Source organism: Ruegeria sp. AD91A (assembly GCF_003443535.1).
GTDB lineage: Bacteria > Pseudomonadota > Alphaproteobacteria > Rhodobacterales > Rhodobacteraceae > Ruegeria.
This window is the reverse complement of the sequence record NZ_CP031946.1, coordinates 1,876,685-1,899,113: the sequence shown is the minus strand read 5'-3', so window position 1 is coordinate 1,899,113 and position 22,429 is coordinate 1,876,685. Positions and strand designations below refer to the sequence as shown.

The 22,429-nt window shown below is 60.1% G+C and carries 18 protein-coding genes; 10 read left to right on the top strand and 8 right to left on the bottom strand.

All coding sequences use genetic code 11. The features are described 5' to 3' along the window. Positions 1–74: 74 nt before the first annotated feature. The 4 genes from zwf to D1823_RS09455 are packed head-to-tail and all read left to right on the top strand — an operon-like array spanning position 75 to position 5,206. On the top strand, positions 75–1,520 hold the full coding sequence (zwf, locus tag D1823_RS09470) for a glucose-6-phosphate dehydrogenase (RefSeq protein ID WP_117869684.1): 1,446 nt from the start codon (positions 75–77) through the stop codon (positions 1,518–1,520). Positions 1,521–1,522: 2 nt separating this feature from the next. Then, positions 1,523–3,328 (top strand): phosphogluconate dehydratase, encoded by a 1,806-nt coding sequence (edd, locus tag D1823_RS09465; RefSeq protein ID WP_254683699.1) that lies wholly within the window; start codon positions 1,523–1,525, stop codon positions 3,326–3,328. Positions 3,329–3,331: 3 nt separating this feature from the next. After that, on the top strand, positions 3,332–3,964 hold the full coding sequence (locus D1823_RS09460; RefSeq protein ID WP_117869682.1) for a bifunctional 4-hydroxy-2-oxoglutarate aldolase/2-dehydro-3-deoxy-phosphogluconate aldolase: 633 nt from the start codon (positions 3,332–3,334) through the stop codon (positions 3,962–3,964). Between the two features lie 51 nt (positions 3,965–4,015). Next, a complete protein-coding gene (locus tag D1823_RS09455; RefSeq protein ID WP_117869681.1) occupies positions 4,016–5,206 on the top strand; it encodes an alanine--glyoxylate aminotransferase family protein in 1,191 nt (396 codons plus the stop codon). Between the two features lie 125 nt (positions 5,207–5,331). On the opposite strand, the gene D1823_RS09450 is transcribed toward D1823_RS09455, so the two are convergent. After that, positions 5,332–6,447, bottom strand: coding sequence for a pyridoxal phosphate-dependent aminotransferase (locus tag D1823_RS09450; protein WP_117869680.1), 1,116 nt, complete (start codon positions 6,445–6,447; stop codon positions 5,332–5,334). Between the two features lie 87 nt (positions 6,448–6,534). On the opposite strand from D1823_RS09450, the gene D1823_RS09445 reads away from it, so the two are divergent. Both D1823_RS09445 and D1823_RS09440 read left to right on the top strand, forming a co-directional pair. Continuing rightward, a complete protein-coding gene (locus D1823_RS09445; protein ID WP_117872814.1) occupies positions 6,535–7,605 on the top strand; it encodes an SMP-30/gluconolactonase/LRE family protein in 1,071 nt (356 codons plus the stop codon). A gap of 66 nt (positions 7,606–7,671) precedes the next feature. Beyond that, positions 7,672–8,454 (top strand): crotonase/enoyl-CoA hydratase family protein, encoded by a 783-nt coding sequence (locus tag D1823_RS09440; protein ID WP_117869679.1) that lies wholly within the window; start codon positions 7,672–7,674, stop codon positions 8,452–8,454. Here D1823_RS09440 and D1823_RS09435 read toward each other — a convergent pair whose 3' ends face one another. The 4 genes from D1823_RS09435 to D1823_RS09420 all read right to left on the bottom strand — a co-directional run bounded on the left by D1823_RS09435 (position 8,455) and on the right by D1823_RS09420 (position 14,089). Next, positions 8,455–8,787: a DUF1992 domain-containing protein gene (locus D1823_RS09435; RefSeq protein WP_117869678.1), complete on the bottom strand. Its 333-nt coding sequence runs from the start codon at positions 8,785–8,787 to the stop codon at positions 8,455–8,457. 39 nt (positions 8,788–8,826) lie between these two features. After that, entirely contained in the window at positions 8,827–9,990 is a 1,164-nt protein-coding gene (locus D1823_RS09430; protein WP_117869677.1) for a benzoate/H(+) symporter BenE family transporter, read from the bottom strand. 135 nt (positions 9,991–10,125) lie between these two features. After that, entirely contained in the window at positions 10,126–13,281 is a 3,156-nt protein-coding gene (locus tag D1823_RS09425) for a valine--tRNA ligase (RefSeq protein ID WP_117869676.1), read from the bottom strand. A gap of 79 nt (positions 13,282–13,360) precedes the next feature. Continuing rightward, a complete protein-coding gene (locus D1823_RS09420; RefSeq protein ID WP_117869675.1) occupies positions 13,361–14,089 on the bottom strand; it encodes a dienelactone hydrolase family protein in 729 nt (242 codons plus the stop codon). A gap of 114 nt (positions 14,090–14,203) precedes the next feature. Between D1823_RS09420 and D1823_RS09415 the strand changes: the two genes are divergently transcribed. Together D1823_RS09415 and D1823_RS09410 are read left to right on the top strand one after the other, a co-directional pair. Beyond that, the gene (locus D1823_RS09415; protein ID WP_117872813.1) at positions 14,204–16,495 is read left to right on the top strand and encodes a xanthine dehydrogenase family protein molybdopterin-binding subunit; all 2,292 of its coding nucleotides are present in this window, start codon (positions 14,204–14,206) and stop codon (positions 16,493–16,495) included. Next, the gene (locus tag D1823_RS09410; RefSeq protein ID WP_117869674.1) at positions 16,473–17,549 is read left to right on the top strand and encodes a DUF2235 domain-containing protein; all 1,077 of its coding nucleotides are present in this window, start codon (positions 16,473–16,475) and stop codon (positions 17,547–17,549) included. Before D1823_RS09415 ends, D1823_RS09410 begins: the two co-directional genes overlap by 23 nt. A gap of 4 nt (positions 17,550–17,553) precedes the next feature. On the opposite strand, the gene D1823_RS09405 is transcribed toward D1823_RS09410, so the two are convergent. Then, on the bottom strand, positions 17,554–18,114 hold the full coding sequence (locus D1823_RS09405; RefSeq protein ID WP_162896803.1) for a hypothetical protein: 561 nt from the start codon (positions 18,112–18,114) through the stop codon (positions 17,554–17,556). Positions 18,115–18,420: 306 nt separating this feature from the next. After that, the gene (locus D1823_RS09400) at positions 18,421–18,996 is read right to left on the bottom strand and encodes a GcrA family cell cycle regulator (RefSeq protein ID WP_117869672.1); all 576 of its coding nucleotides are present in this window, start codon (positions 18,994–18,996) and stop codon (positions 18,421–18,423) included. Between the two features lie 126 nt (positions 18,997–19,122). On the opposite strand from D1823_RS09400, the gene D1823_RS09395 reads away from it, so the two are divergent. Further along, complete coding sequence (locus D1823_RS09395) at positions 19,123–19,926, top strand: ABC transporter permease (protein ID WP_117869671.1); 804 nt, start codon at positions 19,123–19,125, stop codon at positions 19,924–19,926. Positions 19,927–20,029: 103 nt separating this feature from the next. On the opposite strand, the gene D1823_RS09390 is transcribed toward D1823_RS09395, so the two are convergent. Beyond that, a complete protein-coding gene (locus D1823_RS09390) occupies positions 20,030–20,914 on the bottom strand; it encodes a DMT family transporter (RefSeq protein ID WP_117872812.1) in 885 nt (294 codons plus the stop codon). Positions 20,915–21,186: 272 nt separating this feature from the next. Here D1823_RS09390 and D1823_RS09385 point away from each other — a divergent pair, with 272 nt between their 5' ends. Next, positions 21,187–22,374, top strand: a complete 1,188-nt coding sequence (locus D1823_RS09385; RefSeq protein ID WP_117869670.1) for an aspartate aminotransferase family protein — start codon at positions 21,187–21,189, stop codon at positions 22,372–22,374. The last annotated feature ends 55 nt before the right edge of the window (positions 22,375–22,429 follow it).

Sequence of the window (22,429 nt, the reverse complement as noted above, 5' to 3'; positions counted from 1 at the left end):
GCGATAACATATCAGGTTTTGCGGGTTTTCACGCCGTGCTAAGCTGATATCGGCAAACTCAAAAGGAGCCCGTGATGGTTTCACGCGTAATTCCGGTAGAGCCATTCGATCTGGTGCTTTTCGGCGCGACCGGCGATCTGGCGCAGCGTAAGATCCTGCCGGGCCTGTACCATCGCTTCGAGGTCGGGCAAATGCCCGACGCCGCGCGGATCATCGGTACGGCACGCTCTGATATCGACAGCGACGGGTTTCGCGATCAGGTCCGCAAATCGATGCAACAGTTCGCGCCGGGTTTTTCCCAACAGACATTGGATCGGTTCCTTGCCCATGTCGAATACGTGCCCGTGGACGCTCTGGGTGAGGTCGGGTGGTCTGATCTGAAAGAGCTGATGCGCGATGACGTCGTGCGGGCCTTTTATTTGTCCGTTGGTCCAAGCCTTTTTTCGGGTATCGCGCAGCGGCTGCATGACGCTGGCCTTGCGACACCGGACAGCCGCATTGTCGTCGAAAAACCATTTGGGCACGACCTGGCCTCAGCGAAGGCGCTGAACGAAGGCTTGCGTGCCTGTTTCGAAGAACATCAGATTTACCGGATCGACCATTATCTGGGCAAAGAGACCGTGCAGAACCTAATGGCGCTGCGCTTTGCGAACTCGCTGTTCGAACCACTCTGGAATTCGACCCATGTTGATCACGTGCAGATCACAGTAGCCGAGACCGTAAGCGTCGAAGGGCGCGGGGCCTATTACGATCAGTCCGGCGCGATGCGGGACATGATCCAGAACCATCTTGTGCAGTTGGCGTGCCTGACCGCGATGGAACCGCCGTCGAAATTCTCGCCCAACGCGGTGCGAGACGAGAAGGTCAAGGTTATCGAAGCGCTGGAACCCGTTGCCCAGTCCGACATCGCGCGCGGCCAGTACCGGGCCGAAAAAGGCGAGGGCGGCTATGTCGATCATGTCGGCAACCCCGCCAGCCGCACCGAAAGCTTCATTGCCCTCAAGGTTCATATCGGTAACTGGCGCTGGGCAGGTGTGCCGTTCTATCTGCGCACCGGTAAACGCCTGCGGGCACGCGAATCTGAAATTGCGGTGTTCTTTCGTGACCCTCCGCATACGATTTTCCCCAATGTCGGTCCGCTGCATGGCAACGTATTGGTGATCCGGTTGCAACCTGATGAAGGCATCACCTTGCGCACCACGATAAAGGATCCGGGGCCGGGGGGCTTCCGCCTGTCGGACGTTGCGCTTGACATGAGCTTTGCCGATGCACTGGGGGCCGAAGCGCAAGCGCCGGACGCTTATGAACGTCTGGTGATGGATGTTATCCGTGGCGATCAAACCCTGTTCATGCGCGGGGATGAGGCCGAGGCCGCCTGGGCCTGGGTCGATCCCATCGTTCAGGGGTGGGAACAACGGGGTGATCGACCCGCACGATACGATCAGGGCAGTTCAGGCCCCGAAGAAGCATTGATGCTGATGCATCGCGATGGGCGTCGCTGGCGTCAGATCGGAGGGTAATCATGGTTCACTCAGTCATTTCCGATGTCACCGGACGGATCATCGACCGCAGCGCCGATCTGCGCGGCCCCCATCTTGAACGGATGGAGCAGGCCAGATCCAAAGGTCCTGCCCGTGCGCATCTGTCCTGTAGCGGTCAGGCCCATGCCTATGCGGGCGCAGGCGCAGATCAGCAATCGATGGCCACCGGCACCGCCGGCAATCTGGGCATCGTCACCGCCTATAATGACATGCTTTCGGCCCATCAGCCGTTCGAACGGTATCCCGCCCTGATCCGCGACGCGATCCGCGCCGCCGGTGGAACGGCACAGGTGGCAGGCGGTGTGCCCGCCATGTGTGACGGTGTCACCCAGGGCGAAGCGGGAATGGAACTGTCTTTGTTCTCGCGCGATGTGATTGCGCTGGCGACCGGTGTGGCGCTCAGCCATAACACGTACGACGCGGCCGTGTTCCTCGGGGTTTGTGACAAGATTGTCCCCGGTCTGATCATCGGCGCGCAGGTCTTTGGCCATCTGCCAGCCGTGTTCCTGCCCGCAGGACCAATGACCAGCGGCTTGCCGAACGACGAAAAAGCCAAGGTCCGACAGAAATTCGCCTCCGGAGAGGTGGGCCGCGAAGAGCTGATGGCGGCTGAAATGGCGGCTTATCACGGCCCCGGCACCTGTACCTTCTACGGCACCGCCAATACCAACCAGATGCTGATGGAGTTCATGGGCCTGCACCTGCCGGGCTCCAGCTTCGTCAATCCGAATACCCCGCTGCGTGACGCCCTGACCGAGGAAGGCGCGCGGCGTGCCCTGTCACTCAGCGCGTTGGGCAACAGCTATACACCGGTCTGTCAGATTCTGGATGAACGCGCCTTCGTCAACGGTATCGTGGGCCTGATGGCGACTGGTGGTTCAACCAATCTTCTGATCCACCTGATCGCCATGGCGCGCGCCGGTGGTATCGTGTTGGACTGGCAGGATTTTTCCGACATTTCCGCAGTCGTGCCGCTGGTCGCAAGGGTTTATCCCAACGGTCTGGCAGATGTGAACCACTACCATGCGGCCGGCGGCCTAGGGTACACGATCGGAACGCTGCTTGAAGATGGCTTGCTGCATCCGGACACACTGACCGTCGCGGGGCAGGGGCTACACAACTATACCAAGGAACCCAAGCTGATTGATGGCGAGTTGATCTGGCAGGACGGCGCGGGTCACAGCCTGAACGAAAAGATCCTGCGCCCGGCCAAAGACCCTTTCCAACCCACCGGTGGCCTCTCGCGCCTGACTGGAAATCTGGGCACTGCTGTCATGAAAGTCTCGGCGGTTGCGCCAGAACATCAGGTCGTCGAAGCCCCCGTGCGCGTGTTTCACGGTCAGGATGAGGTCAAAACCGCATTCAAGGCCGGAGAGTTCACCGATGACGTCATTGTGGTTGTTCGCTTCCAAGGTCCCAAGGCCAATGGAATGCCTGAGCTGCACTCGCTGACACCTATCCTGTCGATTTTGCAGGGCCGCGGGCAGAAAGTGGCACTGGTCACCGATGGCCGCATGTCGGGTGCTTCCGGCAAAGTACCCGCTGCCATTCATGTCTGCCCCGAAGCGCTGGATGGCGGGCCCATCGCCTACCTGCAAGACGGTGATCTTCTGCGCGTTGATGCGGTCAAGGGTGAGTTGGAAATCCTGACCGAAGGCGTTCTGGATCGTGTGCCCTCAACCGCCGACCTTTCAGCCAACCAACACGGTGTCGGGCGCGACCTTTTCGATGCGTTCCGGCAGAATGTCGGGTCTGCCGACGCAGGCGCCAGCATATTCGGAGCATAAGAGATGTCCAAAACCCAACGCACCCGTGAAATCTGCGCACTTGCGCCCATTGTTCCGGTTCTGGTCGTCGATGACGCCGCTCAGGCTCGCCCTCTGGCCGAGGCGCTGGTCGCAGGTGGTTTGCCGGCGCTTGAAGTGACCTTGCGCACCCCGGCGGCGCTGGATGCGATCAAGGCCATGTCCGAAGTGCCCGGCGGCGTGGTCGGTGCAGGTACACTGGTCACACCCGATGATGTCCGTGCTGCCAAACAAGCCGGCGCGCTGTTTGGCGTTTCCCCCGGCGCCACAGATGTCCTGCTCGCGGCGTGCGAGGCCGAAGGTCTGCCGCTGCTGCCCGGCGCCGCCACAGCAAGCGAAGCGATGGCGTTGCTGGAAAAGGGCTATGACATGCTGAAGTTCTTCCCGGCCGAGGCTTCAGGTGGTGCGTCTGCACTGAAGGCGATCGGCGCGCCGCTGCCACAGATCAGCTTCTGCCCTACGGGTGGTGTGTCCCCAACCAACGCCCGCGATTACCTGTCTTTGTCCAATGTGGTCTGCGCTGGCGGCAGCTGGGTCGCGCCGAAGAAAATGGTCGAAAACGGCGACTGGGCCGGGATCGAAACACTTGCGCGCGAGGCATCGAAGCTGGCGGATTGACGCCGCCCGGCCCCTCGCTAAGGTGGGCGTCAATTCATACAGGTTGACTCCATGACACAGACAGTTTCCCTTTCCCAGGGGCGGGCATATTTGGCCATTCCAGGCCCTTCGGTCATGCCGGACGCGGTTTTGCAAGCCATGCACCGTCCGTCGCCCAACATCTATGATGGCGAACTAATTGATATGATGCCCGGCCTGACGCGCGATCTGTGCCGGGTTGCTGGCACAAAACACAACGTCGCCATTTATATCGCCAATGGCCACGGCACATGGGAGGCGGCGCTGTCCAACGTGATCGCCCCCGGCGAAACCGTTCTGGCCCCCGCCTCGGGCCGGTTTACCCACGGTTGGGCCGAAATGGCCGAGGGGCTCGGGGCAAAGGTACAGTTGATCAATTTCGGCAGCTCGTCCGCCTGGGATTTCGACCGGATCGCAGATGCGTTGCGTGCGGATCAAAACCACCAGATCAAGGCCGTTCTGGCGGTGCACGTGGATACATCCAGTTCGATCCGCAACGACATCCCGGCATTGCGTCAGCTTTTGGACGATCTGAACCACCCGGCGCTGTTGATGGCAGACTGTATCGCCTCGCTGGGCTGTGACCGGTTCGAGATGGATGAATGGGGCGTCGATGTCACTGTCACCGCCTGTCAGAAGGGGCTGATGACCCCGGCAGGCGCCGGCTTTGTCTTCTTCAACGAAAAGGCGCAAGCCAAGCGGGCCACCATGCCGCGTGTTTCGCAATACTGGGACTGGCAACCGCGTGCCCATCCAGACCTGTTCTACCAGTATTTCAACGGCACAGCGCCCACGCACCATCTCTACGGTTTGCGCGCCGCGCTGGACCTGATCCATGCAGAGGGGATCGAACAGGTCTGGGCCCGTCACGAACGACTGGCCAAGGCCATATGGGCAGCCTGCGAAACCTGGGCACAAGGCGGCGCGCTGCATCTGAACGTCGCTGACCGCGCCCACCGCAGCCACGCCGTCACCGCATTGCGCCTGACGGACAGCCGCGGCACAGCCCTGCGCGCATTCACCGAAAACCAGTTGGGCCTGACACTGGGCATCGGATTGGGAATGGAGGACTATGACGGCTGTTTCCGCCTGGGCCATATGGGTCATGTCAACGGGCAGATGGTGATGGCCATTCTGGGTGGAATGGAAACAGCCATGGCCGCACTTGATATACCGCGTGGCACGGGTGCCCTCGAAGCCGCCGCCGCCGTACTGGCCGCCTGACACCCTATTGGGGTCCCTGCGCGATCCGCCTCTTCATCTGGCTAAAAATATCCCCGGGGGGATCGCGCAGTGGCGCGATGGGGGGCAGACAGCCCCCCTTTGCTGTCCGACCGTATGGAAAAGGATCAGTCAGCCCGTCCGCGCGCGACCACAAGCGCCTTGGGCAAAGCAGCGGCAAACGCGTCCAGATCAGACGCCGCTCCACAGCTGATCCGAATGCACCTGTTCTGAGGTGCAGCAAACGGCATTCGGACAAATATCCCTTGCGCGACCAATGCATCCAGAACGGCCTTGGCAAAACCCCCGTCCTGCCCACAGTCAATCGCCACGAAATTGGTGGCCGAAGGCAGGGCCGCCAATCCATTTTCCCGGGCAATCGCGCCGATCCGCTCACGTGCCTCTGCGATCTGCGCTTGGATATGCTCCAGCCACGCGCCATCCTGTAAAGCCGCCAAAGCCCCGGTCTGCGCGGCGCGGTTCATGCCGAAATGGTTGCGCACTTTGTTGAAGGACGCGATCAGATCCCGCGTGCCCATGGCATACCCAACCCGTGCACCCGCCATGCCATAGACCTTCGAGAAGGTTCGCATCCGGATAACGCGGGGGTCGTCGATACCTACAGGCGCAGCCGTCCCCTCTGGCGCGCATTCCACATAGGCCTCATCCAGAACCAGCAGGCACCCATCGGGCAAAGCGTCCATGGCGGCCACAATATCCGCGCCAGAATGCCAGCTTCCCATCGGGTTGTCCGGATTGGCCAGATAGACCAGCTTGGCGTCGACCTCAGCAGCCTTGGCAAACAGGGCTGAGGGGTCTTCGTGATCACCTGAATACGGTACCTTGTGAAGAATGCCGCCGAACCCGGCCACATGATAGTTGAAGGTCGGATAGGCCCCGTCCGAGGTGACAACGGCATCCCCGGGGCCGACAATCAGCCGCACCAGATAGCCCAAAAGCCCATCAATCCCTTCGCCCACAACAATATTTTCCGACGATATGCCGTGATGGTCTGCCAAAGCATGGCGCAGGTCATGGTTTTCGGGGTCGCCATACATCCAGATCTCTGACGCCGCTTGTGCCATGGCCTCGATCGCGCGGGGGGACGGTCCGAAAATGCTCTCGTTGGCTCCCAATCGCGCAACAAATGACGCGCCACGTTGACGCTCTTGCGTTTCGGGGCCCACAAAGGGCACGGTGGCGGGCAGGGTTTGGGCTAGCGGGGTGTATCGAGGTTCGGTCATGTCCGCAGATAACCCCAAGCCCGATCAATGAGCAAGCACGCACCATGTTTTGGCGCGCAGGATAAGACATTTGAAAAAGGAGCGCAGATGCGCATTTTCGTTGCCGTTATTCTCCTGGGCCTCGCCTATCTACTATTCTGGCCCGTCCCGGTTGAACCTGTTGCCGTCGAGATGCCGGAAGATGCCGGATTCACTGGGGATTTCGTCGAAAATACAGCACTGGACGCAGCGCAACTGATCCGCCTGCCGGGGGAAGAGATCGGCCCTGAAGACATCGCCGTCATGCCCGATGGATCAGTCTACACGACCAGTCTGGCAGGCACCCTCTATCGCATCGACGCGGCGGAACCGGTTGCAGTTGACCAACTTGGCGGGCGTCCCCTGGGCCTTAAGGCCGGACCGGATGGCGCGCTTTACATCGCCGACAGCTTTCGCGGCGTAATGCGTTGGACTGGCCCGGGCACGTTGGACAGGGTGGTGGGTGACATCAACGGTGCGCCAGTGATCTACGCGAACCAGTTGGATGTGGCGCAGGATGGCACGATTTACTTCTCGAATTCATCTGACCGCTTCGACCCGGAAACCATGGGCGGGACCAAACCGACCTCTGTCCTCACCATCTGGGAACAGTCCGATACAGGTTACGTCGCGCGTCGCACAGCCGATGGCCGCACCCAGAAGATCGCCGAGGGTTTTGTCTATACCAACGGTGTCGCGCTTTCACCTGATGAGGATTTTCTGCTGATCGCGGAAACAGGTCGCGCGCGCGTGCTCAAGCTGTGGCTGACCGGACAAAAAGCAGGGCAACAAGAGATCCTGTTGGAAAACCTGCCCGGTTATCCTGACAACCTCGAGGCTCAGGGTGACGGCACCTATTGGATGGCCTTCGCCAGCCCGCGGGTCCCGTCCGAGGCACTGATGGCGTACCCGTTCCTGCGCAAGGTGATCTGGCGGTTGGGTCCGGCAGTACGCCCCGCACCAATCCATCGCGGCATGATGGTGCAGTTTGATAGCGACGGTACGATCCTGCGCACGCTACAGGACCCGGAAGGCCGCTTGGGCATCACGACCGGAGGCAAGATCGTAGGCGATCAGTTCTATGTCATGACCCTCGATTCCCCGTGGTTCGGACGAATGCCTGTCAGCGAAATGCCCTGACGTCGCAGTGGTATTCCGCACTCTGTCCGGGCATGTTTGCAGCAATTGAATTTCGGGAGGTCCCCCATGTCACGCGTATCCGTTGCCTATCAAGACCACGTTGCCCATGTCACTCTGACCCGAGGCGACAAGATGAATGCGCTGGATGATGCGATGATCAAGGCGCTTCTGTCCGCCGGGCAAGAGGTCACCGCATCGGATGCCCGTGCCGTGGTCCTGTCCGGCGAAGGCAAAAGCTTTTGCGCCGGGCTCGACATGGCAAGCTTTGCCAAGATGGCCCATATGGACCCAACGGAATGGCTGATGACCCGCAGTCATGAAGACGCCAACGAAATGCAGGAACTTGCCCTGATCTGGCGTCGCGTTCCGGTTCCGGTGATCTGCGCAATTCAGGGTGTGGCCTATGGCGGTGGCCTGCAAATCGCGTTGGGCGCGGATATCCGTATCGCGCATCCCGAGGCGAAACTGGCCGTGATGGAGATGAAATGGGGCATCATCCCCGACATGGGTGGCATGGTTCTGCTGCCTCGGCTGGTCCGCTCGGACGTGCTGCGCCTGCTGACTTACACAGCCCGCCCAATCGGCGCGCCGCAGGCGGCCGATTGGGGCCTTGTCACGCAGCTGTCCGATGACCCATTGACCGAGGCGCTTGCCATCGCCGAGAACATCGCCGGCCAAAGCCCTTCGGCCATCCGTGCCGCCAAGCGATTGATCGAAGTCGCCGAAACTCAGGCACGCGCAGACGTTCTGATGGCGGAATCCGCTGAACAGGTGGAATTGATCGGCAAGCCTGATCAAATGGAAGTGGTGATGGCGCAGATGCAGGGCCGCAAGCCTGAATTCAAATGATCACCGCATAAAAGACCGCCGTGCGTCGCGGGCCATGTTGTAGCGCATCTCCAGATCGGCGATGCGAGCCATGGCTGCCTTACGCTCGGCGGGGTCCGTCAGGGTCGCGTAGTCCCGTCTCGCGATATCGAGCTGCTTTTTGATGTCGAATTCTTCTGGCAAAACACCTGCCTGGGCCATGATCCGATGGCCGGCGGCGGTGGCCGGGTCGCTCAATGCCTCGGATGACCGGTCAGGCAGCGGTTGGCCTTCGCCCTCGAGGCCCTGCAACTGACCCTCGGCCTGGGCTTTCTTGATCTGGCGCTCGACCAGTTTTCCCAGCGCTCCAAACATAGCCTCTTCATACGTGATCCGCAGGGAGGTTGAAACCGGCTATCTGACGCGTTGCGTAACCAGATAGGCAATGCCACCCGCCAACAGACCCCAGACAGCCGCGCCGAGTCCAAACGCGGTAATGCCGGATGCAGTGATGGCAAAGGTCAGGATGGCCGCTTCGCGCTCGGCTGGAACTTCCAGCGCCGCTGAAGTGGCATTGGCCATCACTCCGATCAGTGCAACACCGGTCAGCGTGCCCATCAACAGTGGATCGGCATGAATTGCGAACCCGGTGATTGCCACGGCGAACACTCCGAACAGGCAATAGAATACCCCACCCATTATCGCGGACCAGTAGCGTTGTTTGGGGTCTGGATGGCTGTCTTTGTTGGAACACATCGCCGCAGTGATAGCGGCAAGACAGGTTGCGGGCGCACCGAACGGAGAGGACAAGATGCTGGAAATGCCTACGGCCGAGAACAGCTTGCCTGTCTGCGGCGCATAACCAAAGCTGCGGATCACCGCGATTCCGGGGATGTTCTGAGTCGCCATCGTGACAATGAACAGCGGCACGGCAATTCCGATGACCGAAGCCACAGAGAAGTTGGGCGTGGTCCAGACCGGAGCCGCGATCCATTGCGTCGGTGTCAGCGACGCGTCCCCGGCGTTCAAAACCACGACGGCTGCCGCTGCTACAACCGCAGCCGGAACGGCAAACAGGCGGTTGATCCGGCCGGCGATGAACCAAGTCAGGATCACCGGCAAGGCTTGCCATGGCAGCTCGACCGCCGCCTGAAAGGGTAGTATGCAAAGCGGCAGCAACACGCCCCCCAACATGGCCTGCGCCAGAGTCGTAGGTATCGCCGCGGCCAACCGCCCCAAAGGTCGCCACAACCCGGCCAACACAGTCAATGCCCCTGCACATAGGAACGCGCCCGTCGCCTCAGCGAATCCGAGAGCCGGTGTGGCAGACACCGCCAACAAGGCAGCACCCGGTGTGGACCAGGCCACGCTGATCGGCTGCCTATACCACAGGCTTAGCACAATGGCGGTCAGGCCCATGGCGATCGCCGCCATCATCAATCCGGACGCCGCCTGCGCCGGGGATGCGCCCATCGCCGCCAACCCTTGCAATACAATCGGGAAAGAGCTGAAGAAGCCGACGATTGCCACAACCAGCCCGGTCGAGACTGTCTGGATCGGTGGGGCTGTGTGCGTCATGACGGCCTCGGAATATTGTGGTCGCAGATTGCTAACAAGCGGGGGCAGGGTCGGGCAAGGTCCCATCGTGCAAAAGAAAACCCCGTCGGATCAGCGACGGGGCCGGGGGTTTGAACATTAAGGACAAGATGAAGATCAGGCGATTTCAGCCAGCCGGGCGAGGGCTTCGTTCAGTTTGGCCTCTTCTTCCTCGCGGGCGGCGAGGTTGGCTTTGGCTTCCGCAACCACGTCTTTCGGGGCCGAGGCCACGAATTTGGGGTTGTTCAGACGGCCGCGCAGGCCACCAAGTTCCTTGGCCAGTTTGCCCTTGGCTTTCTCCAACCGTTCCTTTTCCGCACCGATGTCGATGATATCCGCCAGCGGCAGGCCAAAGGAGGCTCCGGGGGCGGCAATCGAGATGGTGCCCTTGGGCAATTCATCCGCTTTGGTCAGGCTGTCGATCCGCGCCAGACGTTTGATCAGCGCCTCGTTCCGGTCCCAGGCGGCCTGGCCGTGCGCGTCGATCTCGGTCACCAGCATCGGCACGTACAGGCCCGCCGGAACCCGCATCTGGGCGCGGGCCGAGCGGGTGTTCTCGATCACCGAGATCACCCAGTTCATCTCGCGATCCGCGTCGGCATCGACCAGATCAGCGGCGGCATAGGTTGGCCAGTCGGCATGCACCAGCATCTTGGCGCGGCTGCCGGTCAGGCCCCACAACTCTTCGGTGATGAAGGGCATGATCGGGTGCAGCAGAACCATGCACTGGTCCAGAACCCAGCGCATTGTGGCGCGGGTTTCAGCCTGTGCTTCGGCATCGTCGCCTTGCAGCAGCGGTTTGGACAGTTCCACGTACCAATCACAGACCTTGCCCCAGACAAAGGCATAAAGCCCGTTCGCCGCATCGTTGAAGCGATAGCTTTCCAACGCCGCGTCGACCTCTTCGCGCACGCGGGCGGTTTCGCCGATGATCCAGCGGTTCACGGCGGCCTTGGGCTCCAGGTCGGCCACATCCAACTGCGGCACTGCGTCGGTAAAGACTTCGTTCATTTCGGCGAAGCGGACGGCGTTCCACAGCTTGGTGCCGAAGTTGCGATAACCGGTGATGCGTTCGCGCGACAGTTTCAGCACGCCGCCAATCGCCGCCATCGACGTGTTGGTAAAGCGCAGCGCGTCGGCGCCGAATTCGTCCACGATTTCCAGCGGGTCGATGACGTTGCCGGTGGTCTTGGACATCTTCTTGCCCTTCTCGTCGCGGACGAGCTGGTGCAGGTAGACGGTGTGGAACGGGACCTGATCGACCACGGCCAATTGCATCATCATCATCCGGGCGACCCAAAAGAACAGGATGTCGAAGCCAGTGATCAGAACGTCCGTAGGGAAGTAGCGTTCCAGCTCCTCGGTCTGCTCGGGCCAGCCCAGCGTGCCGATGGGCCAGAGGCCGGAGGAGAACCATGTGTCGAGGACGTCAGGGTCACGCCAGACCGGGTAAACCAGCTTGGTCGGATCCTGTTCGATTGCATACTGCGCAAGGCTTTCGGCGAATTGATGGATCGCTTCCTGCTTGTCGGCGACCTCGATGACAGTCGCGTGGCTCAGTGGGCTGGGGATGTTTGCGTTGTCGTCGAGGAATTTCTCGGTCACCGCCGCAAGGCTCGCTGCGCATTCCATGACATTGCCACGGTGCAGCATGCCACCTTCATTCAGCAAGCGACCCATCTCGACCAAATCAAGATTGCCATCATTCTCGCCGTCGATGAACTCTTCTGCTGATAGGTCGAGACCGTACCAAACCGGTATCTGGTGTCCCCACCACAACTGGCGCGAGATGCACCAGGGCTCGATATTTTCCAGCCAGTGGTAATAGGTCTTCTCGCCCGATTCAGGAATGATCTTGACCGTACCATCCTTGACCGCATCCAGCGCGGGGCCGACGACCTTTTCGGCGTCGACGAACCACTGGTCAGTGAACATCGGTTCGATCACGACCTTTGAACGGTCGCCGAAGGGCTGCATGATCGGCTTGCTCTCGACAAGCGGCACCTGCGCTGCGGGATCATCATCTTCGCCCAGCTTGGTGCCCAGAACTGGATCGTCGGCGCGCGTCATGACGGCCAGACCGTCAGCGGTGATTTCTTCCACCACCTTCGCCCGGGCCTCGAAGCGGTCGAGCCCGCGCAGGTGATCAGGCACGAGGTTGATCGCGTCGATTTCGTTCTCTGTGAATTCGCGCCCGCGCGCGTATTCCTGAGCCTTGCCTGCCGCTTCGGCGTATGGTGCACCATCTGCCCGCATTGCACCTTTGGTGTCCATCAGGCGGTACATCGGAATGCCGCCGCGCTTGGCCACCATGTTATCGTTGAAGTCATGCGCGCCGGTGATCTTCACCGCGCCCGAGCCGAAATCGGGATCGGGGTAGTCATCGGTGATGATCGGAATCTGGCGGCGATGCTCTTTCGGGCCAACCGGGATTTCGCACAGTTTGCCGACGATGGGCGCATAGCGTTCATCCGACGGATGAACCGCAACCGCGCCATCACCCAGCATTGTCTCGGGGCGGGTCGTGGCGATCGAGATGTAATCGCGCTCTTCTTCCAGCACGATATTCCCGTCCTCGTCTTTTTCGACGTAAGTATAGGTCTCACCCCCGGCCAGCGGATATTTGAAGTGCCACATATGGCCGGCGACCTCGATATTTTCGACCTCGAGGTCCGAGATCGCGGTCTCGAAATGTGGATCCCAGTTGACCAGGCGCTTGCCGCGATAGATCAGGCCCTTCTCGTACATGTCGACGAAGACCTTGATCACCGCATCATGGAAGTTGGCCGAGTTCTCATGCCCCGTGCGCGGATCGCCCGCCGCACCGGCCATGGTAAATGCGTTGCGCGACCAGTCACAGGAAGACCCCAGACGCTTAAGCTGCTCGATGATCGTGCCGCCATATTCGCCTTTCCATTCCCAGACTTTCTCAAGGAATTTTTCACGGCCCAGTTCAGTGCGGCTGGGCTGTTGGGTGGCGGCCAGCATCTTTTCGACCTGCATCTGCGTGGCGATGCCGGCGTGGTCCTGACCCGGTTGCCACAGCGTGTCAAAGCCACGCATGCGGTGCCAGCGGATCAGGATGTCCTGCAGCGTGTTGTTGAACGCGTGTCCAACGTGAAGCGCACCCGTCACGTTGGGCGGCGGGATCATGATGGTAAAGCTTTCATCGCGCGAACGGTTCGCGCCAGCCTTGAAGGCTCCGGCCTGTTCCCAGGCCTCATAAATGCGGGCCTCGGCCTCGGCCGCGTTGAATGTCTTTTCCATCGCCATGGGATGCGTCCTGCGTCAACAAATTCGGGTCAGCGACTGCAATAGCGAATGCGCGCGGTAAGGGGAAGGCCTAGTGCGCCTAAGCCATGCCAAAGCGCGCTTTGAAATAGGCGTCAACGCGTTGATAGGCGGGATCATGGAAATTCAGCGTCAGCAGCGAATGATCCTTGCCGGGATATTCGACCGTTTCCAGCAGATCGCCGAATGCCTGTTTGAGCGCCTGCATCAGTTTCTTGGGTGCAAGCTTGTCTTCTGAATACCGCATCGCCAGACCGGGGCCCTTCGCGGCCATACCCGCAGAGGCCGCGCCGACGTCGTCAGCGCTCATGTGAAGATGACGGCCCCCGAGGATTGGCAGTGCAGGTTGGCTGGCTACCCCACCCAGTACTGCGTCTTCGGCCATCAGAGTAAGGGCAAAACTGCCTGTCAGGCACATGCCGATGACGCCCACACCGGCGCTGTTTTCGCGTTGCTTGATCTCACGGGTCAGGGCGCGCATCCATCCTGCAATTGGGCTCTGTCTGCCACGGGCAAAAATGTTGAACTCGCGCCGCACGCAGAACAACCGGGCCATGTTCTTGGCCATTTCAACCTTGCCATAGGTTCCAAACAAATGAGGCAGGTAGACGCGAAAGCCGGATGCATTGAGCTTTGCGGACAACGCCAGCGTTTCGGGCCCGATCCCTGGCAGCTCTTGAAGGATCAGGATCGGTGGGCCTTCACCGCCGACATAAACGTCATGTGTGATCGTCTGCCCGCTGGTCATCGGGGCAGAGAAGGGAAAAACGGTATCATGCGTCCAGCTCATGGCCCAAGGCTATCCGAACATCCTTTGCGCGCAAACGAATTTCGGCGAACCCCGCTGGACATTGCCGGGTCGCGGGCTACGCTCGCCCCTGAGATCGCGCAGGAGGGCCACCCCATGGAAAAGTTCGGCAGAAGCCAGCCGGTGAAACGGACCGAGGATCAACGATTCCTGACCGGGCAGGGGCGTTACATGGATGATGCGGTGCCCGGGAACGCTTTGTTTGCCGCTTTCTACCGCAGTCCGGTGGCGCATGGTGACATCACGTCTCTGGATATTGAGGCCGCACGGGGTGCCGACGGCGTTCGGCTGGTTATGACGCTGGACGATCTGGCCGCAACAGGCATCGACACGGTGCTGAATGCGGCAGTCCTGCAGAACCGCGATGGGTCCAAGGCGGCTGCGCCGGACCGGCACATGCTGGCCAAGGACCGTGTGCGCTTTGTGGGCGAGCCGGTGGCGGTTGTCGTTGCGGATACACTGATCCAGGCGCAGGACGCGGTCGAGTTGATCTGGATGGATACAGAAGAACGCCCGGCCAAACTGGACGTTGACGCAGGTGGTGAGACTTTACACACGCAAGCACCTGATAACCGCGCTTTTGATTGGGGATTGGGCGACGAAACCGCGACCCAGGCTGCCTTTCAGTCCGCCGCACATACCGTGTCGCTGAACGTCGCCGACAACAGGGTCATCATCAGTTCGCTGGAACCGCGTGGCTGCCAGGCCGATTGGTCTGACGGGCGTCTGCATTTCTCTTACGGAGGTCAGGGCGTCTGGGCGATGAAGTCCCAACTGGCACAAAAGCTGAAACTGGATGCGGACGATATACGCGTCACGACCCCGGATGTCGGTGGTGGTTTCGGTATGAAAGTGATGCCATACCCTGAATATTTCTGCGTTTCAGTGGCGGCGATGAAGTTGGGTCAGCCGGTGCACTGGATGTCCGACCGGTCCGAGGCGATGCTGTCTGACCATCATGGCCGCGATCTGACCTCGCTGGCCGAGCTGGCCTTCGACGCCGATTGCAAGATCATTGCCTACCGCGTCCACAGCAAGGTGAATCTTGGCGCCTATAACAGCCACTTCGGTCAGGCGATCCAGACCAGCCTGTTCAGCAAGGTGTTGATGGGTGTCTACGACGTCCAGACCACTTATTTGCGGGTCGAAGGGTTCTATACGAACACGACGCAGGTCGACGCATATCGCGGCGCAGGTCGGCCCGAGGCGATTTACGTGCTTGAACGCGCGATGGATCGTGCCGCGCGCGAGCTGGGCGTTGACCCATGGGAATTGCGGCGCAAGAACTTCATTCGCCCCGGCGATTTTCCTTATACCTCTGCCACTGGCGAAACTTACGATGTTGGTGAGTTCGACATGATCCTCAGCCGCGCGGCTGAGCAGACAACTGGGTTTGACGCCCGCAAAGCTGTAGATGCCGAACGGGGCCTGATCCGCGGGCAGGGACTCTGTTACTACATTGAAAGTATTTTGGGGGACCCTTCCGAAAACTCGAAGGTCGAGTTTTGCGAGGATGGCACGGTGAATCTCTACGTTGGAACCCAATCGAACGGGCAGGGGCATGAGACGGTATATGCGCAGTTCCTGTCGGATCAGACCGGCGTTCCGATGGACCACGTCATTGTCATTCAGGGCGATACCGACCGGCTTGCCCATGGCGGCGGCACGGGTGGTTCACGCTCGGTCACGGTGCAAAGCACCGCAACTCTGGCCACGATTGACAAGATGATCGCCGCATTCACGCCTTATCTTGCCGATAAGATGGGGGTTGAGGAAAGTGATGTGAGTTTTGACCACGAGACATTCCGAGCGCCGGGCTCCAACCTGACGCCGACCCTGATCGAAGCAGCCGAGATGGCGCGCATCGACGGGCGCATGGATCTGCTACAGCATGACGCCCGCGCCAACCTGGATGCGCGCAGCTATCCCAACGGTGCGCATGTTGCCGAAGTCGTGATCGATTCCTACACTGGCAAAACATGGGTGGACCGCTATACTGTGGTTGATGATTTTGGTAACCTTATCAATCCGATGCTGGCCGAAGGGCAGGTGCATGGCGGGGTGGTGCAAGGCATCGGTCAAGCCTTGGATGAACGTGTGGTGCATGACGATCACGGACAACTGCTCACGGCTTCGTTTATGGATTACGCCTTGCCCCGTGCAGCGGACATACCCATGATTAAGTTTACCTCGGCGCCGGTTCCGTCAACCTCCAACCCGATGGGGATGAAAGGATGTGGTGAGGCCGGCACAGTGGGCGCGCTGGCTGCTGTGGCAAACGCGGTTCAGGATGCGCTCTGGGATCATGGGGTGCGGCAGGCGGATATGCCTTTCACACCTCACAGAGTATGGGAATTGCTGACGCATGGTTCTGTCGCGGCTGAGTAGAAAGGTACTGGGATGGCTCGGACGGCCCTTACGGTCCGAGCATTCCGCCGAGGCGCTTCACCGCGAGCCCGTCAGCCACGTGATTATCTTGGACGGCACCATGTCGACGTTGGAGCCGGGCTATGAAACCCATGCGGGCCAGACCCTGCGACTATGCCGCGAAATGGGCAGCAAAGTGTCCGTCTTTTACGAATCTGGTGTGCAATGGGAAAACTGGAAGTCCTCGCTAGACGTGATGATGGGGCGGGGCATCAACCGCCAGATCCGCCGCGCATATGGCTATCTCGCTTCACGCTACAAACCCGGCGACCGTATCTATTTCATCGGCTATTCACGCGGCGCTTACGGTGTGCGCAGCTTGGCTGGTGTGATTGACATGATCGGTCTGCTCAAGGCCGAACATGCCACTGTGCGCAATATCAAGCAGGCCTACCGGCACTATGAATGCAATGCCAGCGGGTCGGCTGCGGCCGAGTTCCGGAAGCAATTTTGTCACGAAGATGTGGCGATTGAGATGGTTGGCGTCTGGGATACGGTCAAAGCGCTGGGCATGCGTCTGCCGCTGCTGTGGCGCTGGGCCGAAGAGCGTCACGCCTTTCACTCCCACCAGCTTGGACCGGCGACGCGCCACGGGTACCACGCAATGGCACTGGACGAGACTCGCGAAGTGTTTGAGCCGGTCTTGTGGAAATGTACGCCCGAATTCAAAGGTCATGTCGAGCAGGTCTGGTTCCGCGGCACACATGGCGATGTCGGTGGCCAATTGAACGGGTTCGAAGAGGCGCGTCCGCTTAGTAACATCTCTCTGGTTTGGATGCTGGACAAGGCCGAGTTGCACGGCTTGCCGTTGCCCGAAGGGTGGCGCGATCGTTACCCAACAGACACGTCGGCTCGTTCAGTCGGCACGTGGCGTGGCTGGGGAAAGATTTTCCTGCTGCGCAAGCACCGCAAAGTGGGGCGGGATCGGTCAGAGAAACTGCATGTCTCGGTGTCGCCAGATGAACTGCCGGGCTGGGTGCCTATGCCGGACTTGCCGTCCCACCCGGCGCAATAACGGGTCAGGCTGGCGTGCAAACGTTTCTAACGGGTTTGATAAATCCATCCGGACGTTCAACCTGATCGAAACGCCATCTTCGTGGTGACCAGTTGTAGACACGTTGCTCTTCAGGGTAATCGACGATCATCAGGCCGTGGAAGTACCACGCGGATGTAGATTTGTATCCGGTCTTGGTGGTGTAGAAAGAAAATCCGCGCAATTCGTACAGGGCTTTGACTGGAGAATTCTCTGCATGTTCGGCGATGCAATAGGGTGCGCCGTCTGAGATTGTGCGCGCCTGAACAAGAACCACCGGAACTGTTAACAGAGACCAAAGCGCAGTCACGGTCGCAACCGATATCCCAATCTTTGCCGCCCATGAAGGTTGTGGTTTCCCATTGAGACCAGACCAGATCAGGAAGCTGGATGCGAGGGCAATGGTCAAGCTCACACCATGCAGGGCCTGAGTGTCAGTAAAGGGCCCAAAAGCGCCAGATGCCAGTGTCAGAAAAAGTCCCAGAACGACTGAGAAACCCGCAAGAATTCTGGCAAGAAGTCGCGGGATCGGAAACATTCCCAGCAAGGCAAGGCCTCCAACGATTGCGGGTATAGCGGGAATGAGCCACAAAGAAAAAAACAAACTTTGAAAGAGCAATAGCCGAGCTTTCTTGTCCGTGTCAGCTTCGAACAGGTACGGGTCTAAGGGCTGTATGTAGGCAGCAAAGATCAACGCAGCATACGCACAGAACAGTGCTTTGTATTTTAGGTCTGGCTGAAAAGCGAAATCTCTCTAGTCAAAAAATTACCACCCACCTGTCTTGCGACGGGTGGGTAGTCAGAAAAAACTGTAACTTTCACACCGAAATTACCGGCGTGCATAACTAAACTTCTACCGCCGACGATCCCGGCGCGAGCTCATCGGCTGGAACGCCACGCCCACATGTGCCTCGCAATAGGGTTTGCCTGCCTCAACCGGAAGGCCGCAGAACCAGAAATCCTCGGTCGCGGGGTCGCCCACGGGCCACTTGCAGGTTTTCTCGGTTAATTCCATCAGAGTCAGCTTCTTGGCCTTTTTCTCTATCTCGTTGACCTTGGCCAGCGCTTCGGGGCTGATCTCATTGGCCGACGGTTGCGGTGGCAGCGGCTGACCGGCGGGGATGATCTGACGGCGGGCCGGAACGACCGGTTTTGACTCGGAGGTCGGGGCAGGGGCCGGGCGCGCCGGTTCGGTCTTGGGCGCAGGTCTGGGTTTGGCCTCGGCCTTGGGGGCAGGCGCCGGTTTTTCTTTCGGTTCCGCCTTGGCCGGGGATGCGCCTGCCGTCCGGTTGGACAGGCCCAGGCGGTGCACCTTGCCGATCACCGCATTGCGGGTCACGCCACCCAGTTCCTTGGCAATCTGGCTGGCCGACTGGCCTTCGCCCCACATCTTCTTCAACAGTTCTACGCGCTCGTCTGTCCAGGACATCGTTAGCCTTTCAAAAGCGGAAAGCGGCCCCGGATTCGGGCCGCCTTGGGAATTCGTCTCAGCCCCCTATTCTAAACACTGCAGCCCGAGTTACAAGCTGTCTTCGAATCAGTTTGAGGGCAAAACATGCAGAATCCCGCAGATCAGACCGCGCGTCGCTTCGGAGCAGTCAACTGGATGGGCCTTTACACGCTGGCGCAGCGCGAAACCCTGCGCTTTCTGGCCGTCTGGACCCAGACGGTTCTGGCACCACTGGTTACGGCGGGGTTGTTCCTGTTGATCTTCACCATCGCCATCGGACCCAGCCGGCCTGATGTCATGGGCGTGCCGTTTGTGATGTTTCTGGCGCCGGGGATCATGATGATGACGGTGATCCAGAACGCCTTTGCCAATACCTCGTCCTCGATGGTGATCGCCAAGGTGCAAGGCAACATCGTTGATACCTTGATGCCACCGCTGTCACCGCTTGAGATTCTGCTGGGCTACCTCGCGGGTGGCATCGCCCGCGGCGTGATGATTGCAGTGGTGATCTCGATTGCGCTTTTGGTCTTGCTCTCCATCGCGCCGCAGCACCCGTTGATCGCGTTGACCTTTGTCGTTCTGGGCGGAGCGTTCATGGGCGCGTTGGGACTGTTTGCAGGTATCTTTGCCAACAAGTTCGACCAGATGGCTGCGATCACCAACTTTATCGTCACGCCGCTGGCCTTCCTGTCGGGTACGTTCTATTCGGTCGAGGCGTTGCCGCCTGTCCTGAATCGCCTGACACACCTGAACCCGGTGTTCTATCTGATTGATGGCTTGCGGTATGGGATGATCGGGGTGTCGGACAGCTCTCCGTGGCTGGGAATAGCGGTCTGTACGTTTGCAACACTCGTGATCGGAGTCATCACCTGGCTGATGCTGCGTACCGGTTACCGTCTCAAGGCTTAGCGCCGCTCTGCCAGCGTGTCGGGTTTCAAGGGCAGGCTTGGCCTTCCCAGCAAGGGCGCAGGCGCCCCCGTTCCGGAATAAAGGGCCTGTGCAGGGCAGGCTCTCAGGCATGGCGCTGCACCGCTTCTCGCCAGACCAGGATCAGCCCGCCGGCCAGGATAGTCGCAGACCCGACCAGACTGATCCAGTCAGGGATCACATCAAAGACCGCAAAGTCGTAAAGGGCGGCAAAGATCAGCGTGGCATAGCTGATCGGGGCCACAAAGGATGCGTCCGCCCGCGCCATGCCGTTGACGAAACAAGCCTGCGCGCAGGCCATCAGAACGCCGATCCCCACCAATGCTGCCCATTGCTGCGGGGTCGGCATCTGAAAGACGAAGCTGACGGCTATCGTGGCGATCACCAGCCCCATCGAGTTATTGATCAGCAGGATCTGCATCGGTGGCTCGCGCCCGGAAAGTTTCTTGATGAAAATCAACTCCATCCCGATCAGCGCGGCCGCTGCCAGCGCCAGAAGGGCAGCGGGCTGAAAACTGGCTGGGGTCGGGCGAAGCAGGATCAGTGCACCCGTCAAGGCAACAGCCGCAGCCAGCCAGCGCCACAGTCCCACGCGTTCTTGTAGCAGAGGAATGGCCAGCACCATACCAAAGACAGGGTTCAGAAAGGATATAGCCGTCGCATCCGCCATCGGAATGAAGGCAACCGACGCGAACATCAATGTCACCCCCGCCCAGCCAAAACTGGTCCGCCCGATGTGAAGACCCCAGTGGGGCCGCACCAATCGGGGCCGCAGAATTGCAACCGCCAACAGGATCGCCAGCAGGGCAAACAGAAACCGCCCGTGACTGATCTGCATCGCATGCAAGGGCGGGCCCAACGCATCCGTCCCCAGCGCCTTGGCCAGCAGCGTCGTCGCCGCGATAAAGGCGGTGGCGACAAAGATAAGCGCGGCGGCAAGCGGTGGATTATGGTGTTTTGGTTCGAACATGGCCAAGCGGTGCGCGGTTGCGTAGGCGTTGGCAAGCGCAAAATGGGATCGTTTCAAATACCGGCTTCCCAACCTGCGCAAGCATCGCTATACGGACGGCCATGATCAAACATGTGCATATCCAACTGCTCCGACGCCGACGCATCTTTGCGTAACCGGCCTGTTTGATCCCGTGTGCCCAGCTATTCGGCACAAACCTCACCAAATCTGTTGACGAACCGGGCCTTCGTGTATCACTCACGAGGCTCATACTACCTGAAAAGGATGATCCCATGATCCCGTCCGTTCTGCCGACCTATAACCGTGCGCCCCTGACATTCGTGAAGGGCGAAGGCGCCTGGCTGACCGAGGCGGATGGCCGACGTTTTCTGGACCTCGGCGCAGGGATCGCGGTGAACGCGCTGGGTCACGCCCATCCGGCATTGGTGGCCGCGCTGACTGACCAGGCCCATGCGCTGTGGCATGTCTCGAACCTGTACAACATTCCTCAGCAACAGGCGTTGGCTGACAAGCTGGTGGAACACACTTTTGCCGATACGGTTTTCTTCACGAACTCTGGCACGGAATCCTGCGAACTGGCCGTGAAAATGGCCCGCAAGTATTTCTATGACAAAGGTCAGCCCGAGCGGGTTGAAATCATCACATTCGACGGTTCCTTCCACGGCCGGTCGTCAGCCGGTATCGCTGCTGCCGGGTCCGAGAAAATGACCAAGGGCTTCGGCCCGCTGCTGCCCGGCTTTGTCCACCTGGCATTCGGAGACCTCGATGGCGTCACCAACGCCATAACCGATGAGACGGCCGCGATCCTGATCGAACCGGTGCAGGGCGAAGGTGGTATTCGCCCCGTACCTGATGCCGAACTCAAAGCGCTGCGCCAGATCTGCGACGAAAATGGCCTTCTGCTGATCCTTGATGAAGTCCAATGCGGCGTTGGCCGGACAGGCAAGCTCTTTGCCCATGAATGGGCGGGGATCACCCCTGATATCATGATGGTCGCCAAGGGCATCGGCGGGGGCTTCCCGCTGGGGGCTGTACTGGCGACCGAAGACGCGGCGTCCGGTATGACCGCGGGCACCCACGGTTCGACATATGGCGGCAACCCGCTGGGCTGCGCCGTGGGCTGCGCGGTGATTGATCACGTGGCAACACCCGCCTTCCTTGAAGGCGTCAACCGCAAATCCGGGCTTCTGCGCCAGAAGCTCGAAGGCCTGATCGCCGACCACCCTGAAGTGTTCGAAGAAGTGCGCGGATCGGGCCTGATGCTCGGCCTGAAGTGCAAGCCGACCAATATCGACGTGGTCAATGCAGGGTATGACAACGAGGTTATCACCGTTCCCGCCGCCGACAACGTGATCCGTCTGCTGCCACCGCTGACCCTGACTGAGGACGATATCGCTCTGGCCGTGATCCGCCTCGACAAAACAGCCAAACAGATCGAAACCCAGCTTGCGACTGCCTGAGTTTCACCTTTCTTCAAATACTTTGGGGGTGTTGGGGTCTGACCCCACCCGCCGT

What these genes read in the sequence shown, in the direction of transcription:
- zwf (WP_117869684.1), top strand. Translation starts at nt 75, where the DNA reads ATGGTTTCACGCGTAATTCCGGTAGAGCCATTCGATCTGGTGCTTTTC.
- edd (WP_254683699.1), top strand. Translation starts at nt 1,523, where the DNA reads ATGGTTCACTCAGTCATTTCCGATGTCACCGGACGGATCATCGACCGC.
- D1823_RS09460 (WP_117869682.1), top strand. Translation starts at nt 3,332, where the DNA reads ATGTCCAAAACCCAACGCACCCGTGAAATCTGCGCACTTGCGCCCATT.
- D1823_RS09455 (WP_117869681.1), top strand. Translation starts at nt 4,016, where the DNA reads ATGACACAGACAGTTTCCCTTTCCCAGGGGCGGGCATATTTGGCCATT.
- D1823_RS09450 (WP_117869680.1), bottom strand. Translation starts at nt 6,447, where the DNA reads ATGACCGAACCTCGATACACCCCGCTAGCCCAAACCCTGCCCGCCACC.
- D1823_RS09445 (WP_117872814.1), top strand. Translation starts at nt 6,535, where the DNA reads ATGCGCATTTTCGTTGCCGTTATTCTCCTGGGCCTCGCCTATCTACTA.
- D1823_RS09440 (WP_117869679.1), top strand. Translation starts at nt 7,672, where the DNA reads ATGTCACGCGTATCCGTTGCCTATCAAGACCACGTTGCCCATGTCACT.
- D1823_RS09435 (WP_117869678.1), bottom strand. Translation starts at nt 8,787, where the DNA reads ATGTTTGGAGCGCTGGGAAAACTGGTCGAGCGCCAGATCAAGAAAGCC.
- D1823_RS09430 (WP_117869677.1), bottom strand. Translation starts at nt 9,990, where the DNA reads ATGACGCACACAGCCCCACCGATCCAGACAGTCTCGACCGGGCTGGTT.
- D1823_RS09425 (WP_117869676.1), bottom strand. Translation starts at nt 13,281, where the DNA reads ATGGCGATGGAAAAGACATTCAACGCGGCCGAGGCCGAGGCCCGCATT.
- D1823_RS09420 (WP_117869675.1), bottom strand. Translation starts at nt 14,089, where the DNA reads ATGAGCTGGACGCATGATACCGTTTTTCCCTTCTCTGCCCCGATGACC.
- D1823_RS09415 (WP_117872813.1), top strand. Translation starts at nt 14,204, where the DNA reads ATGGAAAAGTTCGGCAGAAGCCAGCCGGTGAAACGGACCGAGGATCAA.
- D1823_RS09410 (WP_117869674.1), top strand. Translation starts at nt 16,473, where the DNA reads ATGGTTCTGTCGCGGCTGAGTAGAAAGGTACTGGGATGGCTCGGACGG.
- D1823_RS09400 (WP_117869672.1), bottom strand. Translation starts at nt 18,996, where the DNA reads ATGTCCTGGACAGACGAGCGCGTAGAACTGTTGAAGAAGATGTGGGGC.
- D1823_RS09395 (WP_117869671.1), top strand. Translation starts at nt 19,123, where the DNA reads ATGCAGAATCCCGCAGATCAGACCGCGCGTCGCTTCGGAGCAGTCAAC.
- D1823_RS09390 (WP_117872812.1), bottom strand. Translation starts at nt 20,914, where the DNA reads ATGTTCGAACCAAAACACCATAATCCACCGCTTGCCGCCGCGCTTATC.
- D1823_RS09385 (WP_117869670.1), top strand. Translation starts at nt 21,187, where the DNA reads ATGATCCCGTCCGTTCTGCCGACCTATAACCGTGCGCCCCTGACATTC.